Origin of the sequence: Janthinobacterium sp. 13, assembly GCF_002749695.1 — a bacterium.
In the GTDB taxonomy this organism is placed as follows: Bacteria; Pseudomonadota; Gammaproteobacteria; order Burkholderiales; family Burkholderiaceae_D; genus Janthinobacterium; species Janthinobacterium kumbetense.
Genome location: NZ_PEEQ01000001.1, coordinates 4703057 through 4720521 on the forward strand (window position 1 = coordinate 4703057; position 17465 = coordinate 4720521).

The window sequence follows — 17465 nt, forward strand, 5'->3', positions numbered from 1 at the left end:
ACAATGACCATACAAATCAGCATCTACGTGCTAGGCCTGTTGATCGTCCTCGCACTGCTGTTTGACTTCATGAACGGCTTCCACGATGCCGCCAACGCGATCGCCACGGTGGTCTCGACGGGCGTATTGAAACCGCAGACCGCGGTTGCCATGGCCGCCACGTTCAACTTCGTCGCCATCTTCGTGTTCCACCAGCTGACCGTGGCCGCCACGGTGGGAAAGGGAACCATCGACCCGGCGGTGATCGACCAGTACGTGATCTTCGGCGCGCTGATGGGCGCCATCTTCTGGAATTTGTTTACCTGGTACTACGGGATTCCTTCGTCGTCCTCGCACGCGCTGATCGGCGGCCTGGTGGGCGCCGCCGTCGCGAAGTCCGGCACGGGCGCGCTGGTCGCGGCCGGCCTGTGGAAAACGGTGGCCTTCATCGTGATCGCACCGGTGCTGGGCTTTGTGTTCGGTTCCATCATGATGCTGCTCGTGTCGTGGATCTTCGTGCGTTCGACGCCGCGCAAGGTCGACAAGTGGTTCCGCCGCCTGCAACTGGTATCGGCGGCCGCCTACAGCCTGGGCCACGGCGGCAACGATGCGCAAAAAACCATCGGCATCATCTGGATGCTGCTGATCGCCGCCGGTTACTCGAGCGCGGCCGATGCCATGCCGCCGATGTGGGTCATCATCTCGTGCTACACGGCCATCAGCTTCGGCACCCTGTTCGGTGGCTGGCGCATCGTCAAGACCATGGGTCAGAAGATCACCAAGTTGAAACCGGTCGGCGGCTTCTGCGCCGAAACGGGCGGCGCGATCACCCTGTTCGTCTCGACGGCGCTGGGCATTCCCGTGTCGACCACGCACACCATCACGGGCGCCATCGTCGGCGTCGGCTCGTCGCAAAAAATGTCGGCCGTACGCTGGGGCGTGGCGGGCAATATCGTCTGGGCCTGGATCTTCACGATTCCCGCGTCGGCCTTCGTCGCAGCAGTCGCGTGGTGGATTGGCCACCACATCATGTAATGGATAGCCAACGCCAGTAAAAAGGGAGCCTCGCGGCTCCCTTTTTTTATGCGCCGGCCAGTTCCACCGTCAGCCCTTCGTAGGCAAGGAACACTTGCAGGCCATTGAGGCGGCTGCTGTAGCGCCCCATCACGTCGGCAAACACGGCTTCGAGCTGCTCGTCGCTGCGGGTCGGTTCGTGGTGGGTGCAGTACAGGCGCCGCGCGCCGCAGCGCAGGGCGAGGTCGAAGGCGGCGTCGAAGGTGCCGTGGCCCCAGCCCTGCTTGCCCGGGTATTCCTCGCGCGTGTACGAGCAATCCATGATCAGCGCATCGACGCCGGCGACCAGCGCGTCGATGCCGGCCTGGCGCTGCGCATTGCGCGCCGCGCAGGCCATGTGCTCGGCATGGCCGGGCGGATGCAGGTTGTAGAACGGTTCATGGTCGCCGCTGAAAAACAGCGCGACGCCGCCGCAGTCGATGCGGTAGCCGAGATTGACGACAGGGTGGTTCATTTCCGCGCCGCGCACGCGCGCGCCCCCCACCTCGACGGCTTCGCCGGGCGCCAGGGTGCGGTACTCGATGCTGGCCGCCATGGCCGCTTCGCTGACAGGAAAATAGCTGCCTTGCAGCTGCACCGCCATCACGTGCTCGATGCCGCGTCCGCTGATGGCGTCAAAGGCGCCATGCAGACGCATGCGGTTGCCGGCCACGAACAGGGGCGAAAACATGGGCAGGCCGTGGATGTGGTCCCAGTGGCTGTGCGTGATGAAGACGTGCGCGTCGACGGGCTCGCCCGGCGGCAGTTGCTGCGCCAGCGAGAAGATGCCGCTGCCCGCATCGAGGATGATCAGGCTATCGTTGTCGGTGCGTACTTCGATGCACGTGGTGTTGCCGCCATAGCGCGCCGTGCGCGGGCCGGGGGAGGGGATGGAGCCGCGCACGCCCCTGAACGTGAATTTCATTCAGTACCTTGTTACGGTGTAATTATTGTTGATTCTATTCTAATTAATGAGATTGGCGGCAACATTTATACGTGTTGCAATACGGCAAGTTATTTCATTTTGTTGCAACTAAGTAATGTACAGTGCGCAGGGTGGCCGTTACACTGGCGCTTGCCGACTTCCCCTTTTTTGCTTGCCCATTACCTGATTGCCACCAACATGCCTCAGTTGCACCCTGAGAAAATCGCCCACAGACTGGAGCAATTGACCGAACTCAGTGTCGCGCTTGGCCATGGCCTGGGCGGCGAAGGGCACGATATCGGCGCGCTGTTGCAGCGCATCGTGCTGCTGGCAAAAAGCATGAGCGGCGCCGATGGCGCCACCCTGTACCGGCCCATGGCCGGGGGGCGCCAGCTGGCGTTCGACATCAGCGTCAACGACAGCTTAGGCATCGCGCAGGGCGCCGACATGGGTTTGCCTGGCGTGCCCCTGTTCGACGAGGCGGGCCAGCCCAACCTGGCATCGGTGGCCGCGTATGCGGCGAACCTGCGCCGCAGCGTGAATATCGCCGACGTGTATCGCGACGAGGGCTTCAATTTTTCCGGCATGCGCGACTTCGACCGCCACCACGGCTACCACACGCAATCGATCCTGACGGTGCCCATGAGCGACCACGAGGGCGACCTGATCGGCGTGCTGCAACTGGTCAATGCCAAGGATGGCGAGACGGGCCAGGTGCGCGCCTTTTCCTCCACCGACCAGCGCTTCATCGAGGCGCTGGCCGCGCAGGCGGGTGTGGCGCTGACGAATCAGCTGCTCATTTCGCAGTTGGAAGAGCTGCTCGAATCGCTCGTTACCCTGATCAATATCGGCATCGATGAAAAATCGCCGTACACGGGCCGCCACTGCCAGTTCGTGCCCGAGCTGACGATGCTGCTGGCCGACGCCGCGCACGCCACGCAAACGGGGCCGCTGGCCGATTTCCGGCTCAGCGACAACGAGCGCAAGCAGCTGTGGCTGGCCGGCTTGCTGCACGACTGCGGCAAGATCACCACGCCCGTGCACGTGGTCGACAAGGCCACCAAGCTGGAAACCATTTTTGATCGCATCGCCCTGATCGACACGCGCTACGAAGTGCTGCTGCGCGACGCCGAGATCGCGGCCTTGCGCCAGCAGGCGGCGCAGCCGCAGCAAAAGGACGCCATCGCCCGCGCGCTGGCACAGGAGCAGGCGGCGCTGCGCGAAGAGCGCGACTTCATCCGCACGGTCAACGTCGGCGGCGAGAGCATGGCGCAAGCCGACCAGGAGCGCGTGCGGCAGATCGCCAGGCGCCGCTGGCGCGCGGCCGACGGCGAACTGCGCGATTTCCTCGACGCCGACGAGACGGAAAACCTGACCATCCGCGCCGGCACCCTGACGGCGGCCGAGCGAGCCATCGTCAACAACCATATCAGCGTGTCGATCCGCATGCTCGAAGCGCTGCCGTGGCCCAAGCACCTGCAGAAGGTGCCGGAATACGCTGGCGGCCACCACGAGCGCATGGATGGCAAGGGCTATCCGCGCGGGCTGACGAAAGAGCAGATGTCGGTGCCGGCGCGGCTGATGGCGATTGCCGACATTTTCGAGGCGCTGACTGCGCGCGACCGGCCCTATAAAAAGGGCAAGCCGCTGTCCGAATCGCTGCGCATCCTCGGCAACTTCAGCCTGAACGGGCATATCGACCCGGAGCTGTTCGACGTTTTCATCCGCAGCAAAGTCTATCTGACCTTCGCTGAAAAGCACATGCATCCGAGCCAGATCGATGCCGTCGACGAGGCGGCCATTCCGGGTTATACCCCTTGAAGCTGTCGCAGGCCTTGCGCAAGCATGGGGCGCGGTCGCTGCTGGGCATACTGCTGACCTTGGCGGCGGCCGTCCTTTGCGTGGCCGGCAACGACACTGTCGCGCGGCTGGACGCCATGCTGGGCGACTGGCGCATGCGTCTTGAGGCGCCGCAGCTGGACCGCCGCATCGTCATCGTCGACATCGACGAGCAAAGCCTGGCCCGGGTGGGCCGTTTCCCCTGGAGCCGCGACATCCAGGCGCGCCTGGTGCGCCAGCTCACCGGCCATTACGGCGTGGCCGCGCTGGGCTTCGATATCTCGTTTCCCGAAGCGGACACCAGTTCCGGCTACGCCGTGCTGCAGGGCCTGGCGCGGGGCGAACTGGCGGGCGTGGCCGGCTTGCCGGCGCAGCTGGAAAAACTGCGCCCGGCGATGGATTACGATGGTCTGTTCGCCGAGGCCATGCGCGGCCAGCCCGTGGTGCTGGGCTACAGCGTGTCGGAGCAGCAAAGGAAGGGCGTGCTGCCCAAGCCGGCTTTTACCGTCGCCGATTTGAACGGGCGCAGCGTCACGGCCTACGTGGCACGCGGCTACGAAGCCAATATCGCGCCCCTGCAGGCGGCCGCGCAGGGCGCCGGTATCTTCACGGCGCTGATCGATGCCGATGGCGTGGTGCGCTCCTCGACCCTGTTGCAGCGCATCGGCGACGGCTATTATCCTTCGCTGTCGCTGGCCACGGTGGCCGCCTACCTGCAGGCGCGCGCCATCGCCCCCCGTTTCACGGGCACGGCCGATACCCTGTCGGCGCGCGAACTGGCCAGCGGCGGACTCGAACACATCATGTTGTTTACGCCGCGCGGCGCGCTGGCGATCCCCGTGGGCGAAGCCTTGACCACCACGGTGCAGTACCGCGGCGCGGGCGGCCCCGATGGCGGCGCCTTCCGTTACGTCTCGGCGTCCGACGTGCTGGCCGGCACGGTGCCGCCCGCGCTGCTCAAGGGCGCCCTCGTGCTGGTGGGGACCACGGCGCCCGGCTTGAACGATATCCGCGCCACGCCCGTGAATGCGGAATACCCGGGGGTGGAAGTGCACGCCAACCTGATCAAGTCCATGCTCGACGGGCGCTTCAAGGCGCGGCCCGACTATGCGCTGGCATTCGAACTGGTGCAGATCGTGCTGTTTGGCCTGCTGCTGGCGGGCGCCCTGGCCGTGCTGCCGCCGGCCGGCGTGATGCTGGCGACCGTGGGCGCGCTGGCGGCCGTCATCGCCATCAATCTGTACCTGTACGCCGTGCACGACCTGGTGCTGGGCGGCGCCGTGCTGCTGTTGCTGATCGTCGCGCTGTTCATGGCCAACCTGGCGTGGGGCTATTTTTTCGAGGTGCGCAAGGGACGCGCGCTGGTGGCCCGTTTCGGCGAATATGTGGCGCCCGAACTGGTGGCCGAGATGGCCGACGATCCGCAGCGCTACACCATGGAGGGGGAGAACCGCGAACTGACGGTGCTGTTTGCCGACGTGCGCGGTTTCACGGCCATCTCCGAGCAGCTGGCGCCGGCCGCGCTGCGCGAATACATCAACGAATACCTGACGGCCATGTCGGAAGATATCCGCGACAGCCATGGCGGCACCCTCGATAAATACATCGGCGACGCCGTGATGGCGTTCTGGGGCGCGCCCGTCGCCTTTGGCGATCACGCCAGCCGGGCCGTGGCCAGCGCCCTGCTGATGCAGGGCAGCGCGGCGCGGCTGAACCAGCAGTTTTGCGCACACGGCTGGCCGGCGCTGCGCATCGGCATCGGCCTCAATACGGGACCCATGCATGTGGGCGACATGGGTTCGCGTATCCGTCGCGCCTATACCGTCATGGGCGACAGCGTCAACCTGGCAGCGCGCCTGGAAGGCGCCAGCAAGCTGTATGGCGTGGGCATCGTGGTGGGCGAGGCCACGCGCGGGGCCGCCGCCGCATTCCTGTACCGCGAGCTGGATCGGGTCAGAGTGCAGGGCAAGCAGGAAGCGGTGGCCATCTTCGAGCCGCGCGGCCTGCTGGCTGATGCTACGGCCGCGGAACTGGCGCAGCTGGAACGCTGGCACGCGGTGCTGGCCTTGTTGCGCGCGCGCGACTGGGCGGCGGCTGGAGCGCAGCTGGCCCGCTTGCAGGCGGACTTTCCCGATGACGGCTTGTACCGGCTGTACGCGGCGCGCCTGGAGCGCTATCGCAGCCTGCCGCCGCCAGCCGACTGGGATGGCGTGACAGAATTGCACAGTAAATAAGGCTGCCGGCGCGCCGGAAAATGCCCGTTATTGCGGCATTTTTATCACTGTGCGCGCACTGTTTGTTGCGTTGCGATAAAAAACGGGGAGAAATGTTAGAAATTTCTGACTGGAAACAAAAAGCCGTCTAAAATTTGTCTTCAATCCATTGCCGGACACGCTGGCGCCTGCGGGCCGCGCTTGTCCGGTTACACAAGAAATCCTTCACATGACATATCGTTTGGTGCACCTGCTTGCGGGTTCCGCGCTGCTGTTCGCCGTCGGCGCCGCCGGCGCTGCCGTTTCCATGGATGACGCTGCTCCTGCCCTGCAGGAAGATGGCGTGCCGCGCTTCGAGATCCGCCGCTTCGACGTCCAGGGCAATACCCTGCTCACGTCGGCGCAGGTGCAAGCCTTGCTGGCGCCCTTTACGGGAATGCAGCGCGATTTTTCCGACATCGCGCGCGCCATCGAGGCGCTGGAGGCGGCTTACCGCGAGCGCGGTTACAGCGCCGTCCAGGTGCAACTGCCGGAACAGGAACTGGAACGGGGCGTGGTGCGCCTGAGCGTGCTGCAAACACCGCTGGGCAAGCTCGCCATCAGCGGTAACACGCATGTCGACGAGGCCAACGTGCGGCGCGCCTTGCCGTCCCTGCGCGAAGGCGAGACGCCGAACTTGCCTGCCCTGTCGCAAAGCCTGAAGCTGGCCAATGAAAATCCGGCGCGCAAGATCGAAGTGCGCCTGCAGGCCGACGAGCCGGCGGGCGCCATCGACGCCATCGTCACGGTGGCCGATGAGCAGCCCTGGAAAGCCATGCTCAACGTGGACAATACGGGCAATGCGCAAACGGGCAAGACGCACGTGGGCGTGGTGCTGCAGCATGCCAACCTGTTCGGCCGCGACCATGTGGCCAGCCTGCAATACACGAGCAGCCTGGAAAAGCCGGACAAGGTGGGCGTGTATGGCGCCGGCTACCACTTGCCGCTGTACGCGCTGGGCGACTCGATGGATTTTTTCGCCAGCTATTCGAACGTCGATTCGGGCAGCGTCTCGGCCGGCATCTTCGACCTGGCCGTCAGCGGCCAGGGCAGCATGGCCGGCATCCGCTATAACCAGAATTTTGCCCGCAGCGGCGATTTCGAACCCAAGCTCGTGTACGGCATCGATTACAAGGCGTATCGCAACAGCGTGCAACTGTTCGGCATGGAGCTGGGCGCCGACGTCACCGTGCACCCGCTCAGCGTCAGCTACATCGGCGCCTGGACCTTGCCCACGGGCGAGACCAGCGTGGCCGTCACGTTCGCGCATAACATTCCTGGCGGCAAGCATGGCGCGCAAGCCGATTTCGACCGCGTGCGCGCGCATGCGAAGGCCGCCTACAACACGGTGCGCCTGAGCGCCAGCTCGGGACGCGTGTTGGCCGGCGACTGGCAATGGCGCGCGCTCGTCAATGCGCAAGTCACGCCGGACGCGCTGGTGCCGGGCGAGCAGTTCGGCGCCGGCGGCGCCGCGTCCGTGCGCGGCTTTGCCGAGCGCGAGGTGTCGAATGACTCGGGCGCCAGCCTGAACCTGGAGCTATACACGCCGAACTGGTGCGGCCAGGCCCTCGGTTACCAATGCCGCGCGCTGGCCTTCTATGACACGGCCTGGCTGCGCCGCAACCATGCGCTGCCCGGCGAAAGCGCTTCGCAAGGCATAGCCAGCGGCGGACTCGGCCTGCGTTTGCTGCTGAGCCGCTATGCCAATCTGCAACTCGATTACGCCCATGTCGTCAATGGCGGCGACACGGGACAGCGGGGCGCCAACCGCCTGCATTTCCGCCTCGCCTTGGCCTACTAGTATCAGGATGAACACCATGCAAAACCACGCCCAGCACGCCTCCGTTTTCATCCTGACGCCATCATTTGCTCCACCTCGTGCGCTGCCCCTGCGCCGCACGGCGCTGGCGCTGCTGCTGGCCGGCTGCTTCGGCGCGGCGCAGGCCAACCCCGCCTTGCCGCAGGTGGTCCATGGACAGGCGACGTTCAACCAGCAGGGCAATGTGTTCTCGATCACGAACACGCCCAACACCATCATCAACTGGCAGAGTTTTTCCATCCATGCCGGTGAAATCACGCGCTTCATCCAGCAAAACGGCAATAGCGCCGTACTCAACCGCATCACGGGACAAGACCCCAGCAAGATCCTGGGCGCGCTCGAATCGAACGGCAAGGTGTTCCTGATCAATCCGAACGGCATCGTCTTCGGTCAGGGCGCGAAAGTGGACGTGAATGGCCTGGTGGCGTCCAGCCTGGGCATGACGAACGAGGATTTCCTGGCCGGCAAGCGCCAGTTCACGGCGGGCGGCGTGGCCGGTGCCGTCGGCAATGCGGGCACCATCAACGCGGGCAAGGGCGGACAAGTGCTGCTGATCGCGCCGAACGTGGAAAACACGGGCCTCATCACGGCGCCGAACGGCGAAGTGATCCTGGCGGCCGGGCGCAGCGTGCAGCTGGCCGACCCCGGCAATCCGCAATTGCGCGTGCTGGTGTCGGCGCCCGCCGACCAGGCGCTGAACCTGGGCCAGATCATCGCCCAGGGCGGCAGCATCGGCATGGCCGGCGCGCTGGTCAGCCAGCGCGGCGTGCTTAGCGCGAACAGCGCCGTCGTCGGCGACAACGGCAGGATCGTCCTCAAGGCCAGCGGCAAGGTGCTGCTCGACGCGGGCAGCGTCACCAGCGCCACGGGCGCGGCAGGTAAAGGCGGCGACATCCAGGTGCTGGGCGAGCAGGTGGGCTTGCTGGGCAATGCGGCGATCGACGCCAGCGGCGCCACGGGCGGCGGCACGGTCTTGCTGGGCGGCGATTACCAGGGCAAGAACGCGGCCGTGCAGAATGCGCGGCAAGTGCTCGTCGGCAAGGACGCCAGCGTCAAGGCCGATGCCATCGACAGCGGCAACGGCGGCAAGGTCATCGCCTGGGGCAATGAATCGGCGCAGGTGCACGGCAGCATTTCCGCGCGCGGCGGCGCGCAAGGCGGCGACGGCGGTTTCGTGGAAACCTCGGGCCATTCCCTGGCCGTGGGCGGCATCCGCGTCGATACGAGCGCACGCCGCGGCAAGCGCGGTACCTGGCTGCTCGACCCCTACGATATCGATGTGGTGCAGGGCGGCGGCGGCAGCCTCGGTGACGTGGACGAGTTTGCCGAAGGTCCGCCCTCCAGCAGCACCAGCATCGGCGCCGACGTGATTTCCAACGCCAACAGCAACGTGACCTTGCAGGCCCAGCACCGCATCAATTTCAGCAGCGCCGTCAATATGCTCCATCCCGGCATCGGCCTGAGCGCCACGGCGGGCGAGACGATCAATGTGTATGCGGCCATCAGCACCAACGGCGGCAATGTGACCTTGTCGGCCAACGACGCCAGCAGCGGCGCCGCGTATGGTTCCAGCGCGAATATCCACCTGAACGCGCCGATCACGACGAACGGCGGCAGCGTGTCGCTGTCCGGCGCCAGCGTGGCGGGCAGCGGCGTGGTCAGCGTCGGCAGCGGCAACCTGTCCCTGCGCGCCAATTTCTCGGGCGGCGAAATCAACCTGACGGGCGGCGGCGCGCGGCTGACGGGCAGCGGCACCGGCGGCCAGACGGTGACCTTGCAGGCCGACAGCATCAGCATCGGCGGCACGCTGGATTTCGGCGGCACCGGCGGGCGCGCCAGCGTGGCGATCAAGCCCCTGAGCAGCTCGCGCCTCATCGACCTGGGCAGCAAGTCCGGCGGCGCCCTGGGCCTGGACGCGGCCGAACTGGCCGGCATCTCGGCATCCTCGCTGACCATCGGCGACGGCAGCAACACGGGCGGCATGCGCATCTCGAATGCGATCAATCTGGCGGGCGACCTGCGCCTCAATTCAGCTTCCCCCATCACGGCCACGGGCGCCGTCACGGTCGGCGGCCTGTTTGCCCTCGACGGCGGCGCGTGGATGCAAAATGCGCCTGGCCTGGCCGCTTTCTCGGCCAGCCGCTTCGCCATCGCGCCGGGCGCCAGCTTCCTGCGCGTGAGCGGCGGCGACGGCAGCACGGCCGCGTCTTACCAGATCGTCGATATCTACGGCTTGCAAGGCATCGGCAGCCTGGGGCTGGGCAACAACTACCGGCTGATGGGCAATATTGACGCCAGCGGCACGACCAGCTGGAACCAGGGCGCCGGTTTTGCACCCATCGCCGGCGGCGATGGCGCAGGGTATGCGGGCATGTTCGACGGCGGCGGTTTTGCCATCAATGGCCTGTACATCAATGCCCTGAACCCGACCGTCAGCTCCGGCGTGGGCCTGTTCGGCAAGGTGCAGGGGGGGACGGTACGCAAGCTGGCCCTGCAAAATGGCAGCGTGGCGGGGGTGAACAATGTCGGGGCCCTGGTCGGCCTGAATATCGGCGGGATGCTGGACAGCGTGCGCAGCAGCACCGCGGTCAGCGGCGCCAGCGCCGTCGGCGGTCTGGTCGGCAGCAACGGCGGCACGCTGCGCAATGCCAGCGCCAGCGGCAACGTCGCGGGCATCAATGCGGCCAATGGCGGCAGCATTGGCGGGCTGGTGGGGGCAAACCTGGCCGGCGCCAGTATCGATGCCGCCTACGCCACGGGCGACGTGACGGGAGCGCGCGACAAGGTCGGCGGCCTGGTGGGGAACAATGACGGCGCCATTTCGCAGTCCTACGCCACGGGCGCGGCCCGCGGCGCGGCCAATATCGGTGGCCTGGCGGGACGCAATGGCGGCAGCATCAGCGACGCCTACGCCACCGGTGCCGTCGGCGTGTCGGCCGATGGCGACGTGGCGGTGCCCCGCGCAAACCTGGGCGGGCTGATCGGCTGGAGCGTGGCGGGCAGCAGCGCCAGCCACGTCTACAGCAGCGGCGCCGTGGCCGGCAGCGGCTTTGCGGGCGGCACGGTGGGCGGCCTGGTGGGCCGCGCCGATGTGGGCGCGGGCATCGCGTTCGGTTTCTGGAACTATGAGACGGCCGGCATCCTGATGGACCAGGGCGGCGCCAGCGGCCGCACCACGGCGCAGATGCAGCAGCAGGGCAGCTTCAACGATTTCAATTTCAGCAGCGTCTGGCGCATCTACGATGGCTATACGACGCCGATGCTGAAGGCGCTCCTGAAACCGCTGCAGGTGAATGTCACGGACAATGCCAGCGGCAAGGTCTACGATGGCCAGCTGGCCGCCTTCCTGGGCACGATAGGCTACGTGGGACTGCTCGACGGCGACGCGGGCGTGAATGGCAGCCTCGGCTATGGGAGCAATGCACGCAATGTGGGCACCTACGGCTTGACGGGGCTGTGGTCGACCAAGTACGACATCAGCCTGGGCGGCACGACCACCTATGCCATCACGCCGCGCATCCTGACGGTCGGCATCGGCGGCAATGGCAAGGTATATGACGGCAACCTGAGCTATGACGGTGCCACCTTCGTGCTGGGCAATGTGGTAACGGGCGACAATATCAGCATCAGCGGCAGCGCCGCCTTCCTCGACAAGAACGCGGGCGGCAGCAAGGCCGTGCACGCCAGCGGCCTGACCCTGGACGGCAATGAGCTGGGCAACTACAGCCTGGCCGCGACAACGGCGGACGGCACGGCGGCCATCACGGCGCGCATCCTGAATTATGGCGTCTCGGGCGCGCAAAGCCGCGTCTACGACGGCACGCTGCAAGCGGCACTGAATGGCTATTTCGAAGGCCTGGTGGCGGGCGACCAGGTCGGCATGGCCGGCTTGCTGGGCAGCTTCCGCGACAAGAATGCCGGTACAGGCAAGGTGGTCGATTACCAGGTGGCGACGGGCCACCTGACGGGCGCCGATGCGGGCAACTATGTGCTCAATGGAAATGCGGGCAGCACCACGGCCGACATCGGCGCACGTGCGCTGAACCTGTCCGGCGTGGTGGGTAACAAGGTCTACGATGGCACGACGGGCGCCAGCCTGGTCCTGGGCGATGACCGTCTCGCCGGCGACAGTTTGACGGCCTCGGCAGTGGCCAACTTTGCGGACAAGAACGTGGGCGCGGCCAAGGCGGTGCAGCTGAGCGGCGCGACCCTGGCAGGCGCCGATGCGGGCAATTATTTTATCGTCTTGCCGACAGGCTTGCTGGCCAGCATTACGCCCGCCAGCCTGACCCTGGCCAGCCTGAGCGCGGCCGGCAAGGTGTATGACGGCACCACGAATGCGGCCGTCAGCGCGTCGGCGAACGGCGTGCTGGGCCAGGATGTGGTCAGCGTGGTGGGCGGCAGCGGCAGCTTTGCCGACAAGAATGTGGGCGCGGGCAAGCTGGTGACAGCCAGCGGCTTCCGCCTGGCGGGCGCCGATGCGGGCAATTACACACTGGAAACGACGGGCGGCACGGCGCAGGCAACGATTGCGCAAAAACAATTGTCAATATGGGTCGGCAGCGGCAGCGGCTTGTGGAGCGACGCCGCCAACTGGGACGGCGGCGTGGTGCCGGAAGGCGCGAACGTGCTGGCTGTCGACTTCAGCAACAGCAAGGGCATCGTCACCTACAGCGCGGCGGCCGGCAGCACCATCCTGAAAAACCTGCATTCGGCGACGGGCTTGCTGTTGACGGGCGGCAGCCTGACGCTCGGTGAAAGCGCGCTGGACTTCTCCGTGCTGGCCGGCCTGGCCGGCCTGGAAATCAACGGCGGCAGCTTGCTGCTGAACGGCAGCCTGTCGGCGGACCGTTATGCGCAAGGCGGCGGTGTGCTGAGCGGCAACGGTAACTTGCTCGTCGCCAACAGTTTTAATCAGACGGCCGGCGCCATCCGGCTGGCGGGCCAGCTGGCCATCACGCAAGCGGCGGGCGATATGCGCTTCGCCAGCCTGGCGGCCAACGAGGTGAAACTGAGCGCCCTGAACGGCGCTATCGGTCAGGATGGTGCCTTGCTTGCCGGCAGCCTGGCTGCGCAGGCGCGCGATGGCATCGTGCTGGGCCATGCGGGCAACCAGGTGGGCAGTTTTGCCGCCAGCAATAGCGCAGGGGGCGGCATTGCGCTGAACAATACCTCGGCGCCGGGCACCTTGTTCCTGGGAACCTTGGTCACGGGCGCAGGTAACATTGCCATCGACAACACGGGCGGCGTCACGGCCGGCAACATCAATGCGAATGGCGGCAACGTCAGCGTGACGGCGCACAGCCCCGTCACCGTCAACGGCAAGATCGAGGGCAAGGACATTGCGCTCAATGCCAGCACGGATGTGTTGCTGGGCAATGGTGCGCAGCTGGCATCGGCGCGCGACATCAGCCTGGCGGCTGGCGGCGACATTCGTATCGAGGGCAATGCCCAGGTTCTCGGCGGCGGCAATTTCAGCGCCAGCGCTGGGGGCAATGTGCGCTTTGCGGACACGGCAAGCTTCGCCTTGCCGGCTGCGGCCAGCATGAGCGTGCTGGCGAAAGCGGGCAGCATCACGGGCGACTCGGGCGTGCGCATCAACCGCCAGCGCGCCAACGTCAGCTTGCTGGCGCCGAATGGCGCGGTGAACATGGCGGACGCCATCTTCTTGCCTGCCACGACCGTCGACAAGCCCGCCATCGATGCCAGCGCCAGCGCAGCCATCGATGAAGCCTTGCGTATCATCAAGCAGGCCGACCGTGCCAACGCCCCGCTCGCTTCTGCGTCGCCAGCCAAGGATGATGACAAGAAGAAAGACAGCAAGGATGTTGCCGATGCCACAGATAAACCCACAGGATACAAATACGATGATGCCGCAAAAAAAATGTACTGCAATTAAGGCCTTGCTGTGGCTGGCCCTGATGTGCGTGGGCGCGCACGCCTGGGCCGGCCAGGTGGCGGGCACGGTGATGCAGTTGAGCGGTCCGCTGATGGCCAAGAAGGCGGATGGCAAGATGAAAATCCTGGCCATCAAGTCCGAAGTCGAGCAGGGCGATACCTTGCTGACGGAAAAGGAAACCTATGCCTTGATCAAGCTGATCGACAATAGCGAAATCACCTTGAAACCGAATACCAGTTTCGTGATCGAGCAATTCAGCTACACGGCCGAGCAGCCTGACGGCGACCACGCCATCTTCAGCCTGCTCAAGGGCGGCTTGCGTTCCGTCACGGGCCTGCTGGGCAAGCGCAACAAGGAGCGTTTCGAGATGAAGACGCCGGCCGCCACCATCGGCATCCGCGGCACGACGTTTGTCGCCACCTATGTGCCGGCCTCGGCGCAGGCGGTGCCAACGGTGCCGACACCAAGCGGGGGGGCGAGGGCGCCGGGCCTGTATGTCCAGGTGCTCGATGGCTTGATTCACGTGACCAATCCTGCCGGGACGCAGAATTTTGCCGCCGGGCAATTTGGTTTTACGCCCAGCTTCAAGCAGCCGCCCGTGATGCTGCCTGTCAATCCCGGCATCCCGTTCACGCCGCCGCCGGTCTTTTCATCGTCGTCATCGGGCCCGGGCAGCGCGGCAGGCGGCAGCAAGCCGGCCGCAATCGACTGCGTCGTGCGCTAAGCGTCGTCAAACAAGCCCGGCACATCGTGCAAATAGGGCTTGACCTTCCCATCATGGGATAGCAGATCCTGTCCGTATTCGTTACTCTTTCGTACAGGATCTGCCATGCACCAGGCTGCACTCGCCCCGACTCCCCCCAATTCCGTCGCCGCGCACGCGCAGGCGCTGGCCATCGAAGGCATGAGCTGCGCCTCGTGCGTGGGCCGCGTGGAAAAGGCCCTGGCCGCCGTGCCCGGCGTGACCCAGGCCAGCGTCAATCTGGCCACCGAAGTGGCCAAGGTCACGTCCGACACGCCGATTCCCCTGGCCACCTTGCAGGCGGCCGTGGAAAAGGCTGGCTACAGCGTGGCGCAGCGCGAAATCGACCTGAACGTCGCCGGCATGACGTGCGCCTCTTGCGTGGGCCGGGTGGAAAAAGCCTTGCTGAAGGTGCCGGGCGTGCTGGCCGCCAGCGTCAACCTGGCCACGGAAAGCGCGCGCATCAAGGTGACGGGCGAGGCCGATGCGGCCACCCTGATCGCCGCCATCGGCAAGGCCGGCTATGAAGCCACGGTGCCCGCCGCCAGCCGGGCCAGCGCGCCCCTTGCCGCGCCGAATCGCGACGGCCTGAAAGTGGCGTCCGCGGCCGTGCTGGCTTTCCCCCTGATGCTGCCCATGCTGCTGGAGTGGGCCGGCATCCATCTGATGCTGCCCGGCTGGCTGCAATTTTCCCTGGCGACACCTGTGCAATTCTATTTTGGCGCGCGCTTCTACAAGGCGGGCTGGAAGGCGGCCCGCGCCGGCAGCGGCAACATGGACTTGCTGGTGGCGCTGGGCACGAGCGCCGCGTATGGCTTATCCGTCTACCAGTGGCTGACGGCGGGCGAGATGCTGCCGCACCTGTATTTCGAAGCGTCGGCCGTCGTCATCACCCTGGTGCTGCTGGGCAAATGGCTGGAAAGCCGCGCCAAGCGCCAGACAGCCTCTGCCATCCGTGCGCTGCAAGTCCTGCGTCCGGAATCGGCCCGCGTGCGCCGCGACGGCGTGGAAATCGACTTGCCCGTGGAACAAGTCAAAGTGGGCGACCTGGTGGTCATCCGTCCCGGCGAGCGGGTAGCCGTCGATGGCGTGGTGGTGGAAGGCGCCAGCCAGATCAACGAATCCCTGATCACGGGCGAAAGCTTGCCGGTCGATAAGCATCCGGGCGACAAGGTCACGGGCGGCGCCATCAATGCGGATGGCTTGTTGCTGGTGCGCACGCAGGCCGTGGGCGGCGAGACGACTTTGTCGCGCATCATCCGTCTGGTGGAAGATGCGCAGGCGGCCAAGGCGCCGATCCAGCACCTGGTGGACAAGGTCAGCGCCATCTTTGTTCCCGTGGTGCTGGTGCTGGCGCTGCTGACCATGCTGGGCTGGTGGTTCGCCACGGGCGAGCTGGAAAACGCCATCATCAATGCCGTGGCCGTGCTGGTGATCGCCTGCCCGTGCGCGCTGGGCCTGGCCACGCCGACGGCCATCATGGCCGGCACGGGCGTCGCTGCCCGTTACGGCATCCTGATCAAGGATGCGGAAGCGCTGGAAGTGGCGCACGCCGTCAATACCGTCGTGTTCGACAAGACGGGCACCCTGACGGTGGGTAAACCTGCGCTGGCGGCCCTGCATGCGCATGGCATCGACGATGCCCGGCTGCTGCAACTGGCGGCCAGCATCCAGCGCGGCAGCGAGCACAGCCTGGCGACGGCCGTGCTGGATGCGGCGGCCGCGCGCCACCTCGAACCCTTGCCAGTCACGGGCCTGTCGGCCTTGCCGGGGCGCGGCCTGGCGGCCCAGGTCGATGGCCTGGAGTTGAAACTGGGCAGCACGCGGCTGATGCAGGAGTTGCATGTAGACATGACGCCGCTGGCGGAACAGGCCTTGTCCCTGGAAGCCACGGGCAACACAATCTCGTGGCTGGCGTCGGGAACGGAACTGCTGGGCCTGTTCGCCTTTTCCGACCAGGTCAAGCCGAACGCGCAGGCGGCCATTGCCCATCTGCACAGCCTGGGCATCCGCACGGTGATGTTGACGGGAGATAACCAGGGCAGCGCGGACGCCGTCGGCAGGCTGCTGGGTATCGACACGGTGGCGGCGAAAATGCTGCCGGCCGATAAAACCGCTAAAATTGTCGCGCTGAAAGGCGAAGGGGCGAAGGTGGCCATGGTGGGTGACGGCATCAACGATGCGCCCGCGCTGGCGGCCGCCGACGTGGGCATCGCCATGTCGACAGGCACGGACGTGGCCATGCATGCGGCCGGCATCACGCTGATGCGCGGCGATCCGGCCCTGGTGGCGGACGCCATCGATATCTCGCGCCGCACCTACAGCAAGATACGGCAAAATCTGTTCTGGGCCTTCATTTATAACCTGATCGGCATTCCGCTGGCCGCCTTCGGCTTGCTCAACCCCATGGTGGCGGGCGCGGCGATGGCCTTCAGTTCCGTCAGCGTGATCAGCAATGCCCTGTTGCTGCGCCGCTGGAAAGCCCGCAGTCATACAGGTAGCGCGCATACCAAGGAGCAACAAGGATGAATATCGGCCAGGCGGCAAGCGAGACGGGCGTATCGGCAAAAATGATACGCTATTACGAAAGCATTACCTTACTAAAACCCAGCGCGCGCAGCGACGCCGGTTACCGCATCTACACGCCGAACGATTTGCACGCCTTGCGCTTCATCAAACGCGCGCGGGGCCTGGGTTTTTCGCTGGAACAGATCCGCGAACTGCTGTCGCTGTGGCAAAACGACCAGCGCGCCAGCGCGGACGTGAAAGGCATCGCCCTGGCCCACGTGGCCGACTTGAATCAGCGCATCGCCGAACTGACGGAAATGCGCGATACCCTGGCCCACCTGGCGCAATCGTGCCACGGCGACGACAAGCCCGATTGCCCCATCCTGCAAAGCCTGGGACTGGCCGGCGATCCGGAAGCGAAACCATGTTGCCATTGATGTAAATCAACG

At 65.7% G+C, this 17465-nt stretch carries 9 protein-coding genes; 8 read left to right on the forward strand and 1 reads right to left on the reverse strand.

All coding sequences use genetic code 11. From position 1 onward, the window contains the following. Nucleotides 1–3: 3 nt before the first annotated feature. Nucleotides 4–1014 (forward strand): inorganic phosphate transporter, encoded by a 1011-nt coding sequence (locus tag CLU94_RS20685; RefSeq protein ID WP_034783457.1) that lies wholly within the window; start codon nt 4–6, stop codon nt 1012–1014. Between the two features lie 46 nt (nt 1015–1060). On the opposite strand, the gene CLU94_RS20690 is transcribed toward CLU94_RS20685, so the two are convergent. After that, nucleotides 1061–1957: an MBL fold metallo-hydrolase gene (locus CLU94_RS20690; RefSeq protein ID WP_099667003.1), complete on the reverse strand. Its 897-nt coding sequence runs from the start codon at nt 1955–1957 to the stop codon at nt 1061–1063. A 198-nt stretch (nt 1958–2155) separates the two neighbouring features. On the opposite strand from CLU94_RS20690, the gene CLU94_RS20695 reads away from it, so the two are divergent. From CLU94_RS20695 to cueR, 7 genes are all read left to right on the forward strand, one after another. After that, nucleotides 2156–3778 (forward strand): GAF and HD-GYP domain-containing protein, encoded by a 1623-nt coding sequence (locus CLU94_RS20695; RefSeq protein WP_099668413.1) that lies wholly within the window; start codon nt 2156–2158, stop codon nt 3776–3778. Further along, complete coding sequence (locus tag CLU94_RS20700) at nt 3775–6030, forward strand: CHASE2 domain-containing protein (protein ID WP_099667004.1); 2256 nt, start codon at nt 3775–3777, stop codon at nt 6028–6030. The genes CLU94_RS20695 and CLU94_RS20700 overlap by 4 nt, the downstream gene beginning before the upstream one ends. Nucleotides 6031–6238: 208 nt before the next feature. Then, nucleotides 6239–7849, forward strand: a complete 1611-nt coding sequence (locus CLU94_RS20705) for a ShlB/FhaC/HecB family hemolysin secretion/activation protein (protein WP_099667005.1) — start codon at nt 6239–6241, stop codon at nt 7847–7849. A gap of 16 nt (nt 7850–7865) precedes the next feature. Beyond that, on the forward strand, nt 7866–13766 hold the full coding sequence (locus CLU94_RS28450) for a YDG domain-containing protein (RefSeq protein WP_180278716.1): 5901 nt from the start codon (nt 7866–7868) through the stop codon (nt 13764–13766). Then, nucleotides 13735–14490 carry a FecR family protein gene (locus CLU94_RS20715; RefSeq protein WP_257218896.1) on the forward strand — a complete coding sequence of 252 codons (756 nt, stop codon included), beginning with the start codon at nt 13735–13737 and terminating at the stop codon, nt 14488–14490. The genes CLU94_RS28450 and CLU94_RS20715 overlap by 32 nt, the downstream gene beginning before the upstream one ends. A gap of 105 nt (nt 14491–14595) precedes the next feature. Continuing rightward, a complete protein-coding gene (locus tag CLU94_RS20720; RefSeq protein ID WP_099667006.1) occupies nt 14596–17037 on the forward strand; it encodes a heavy metal translocating P-type ATPase in 2442 nt (813 codons plus the stop codon). Next, nucleotides 17034–17453: a Cu(I)-responsive transcriptional regulator gene (gene cueR, locus CLU94_RS20725; RefSeq protein WP_099667007.1), complete on the forward strand. Its 420-nt coding sequence runs from the start codon at nt 17034–17036 to the stop codon at nt 17451–17453. The genes CLU94_RS20720 and cueR overlap by 4 nt, the downstream gene beginning before the upstream one ends. Nucleotides 17454–17465 lie beyond the last annotated feature (12 nt).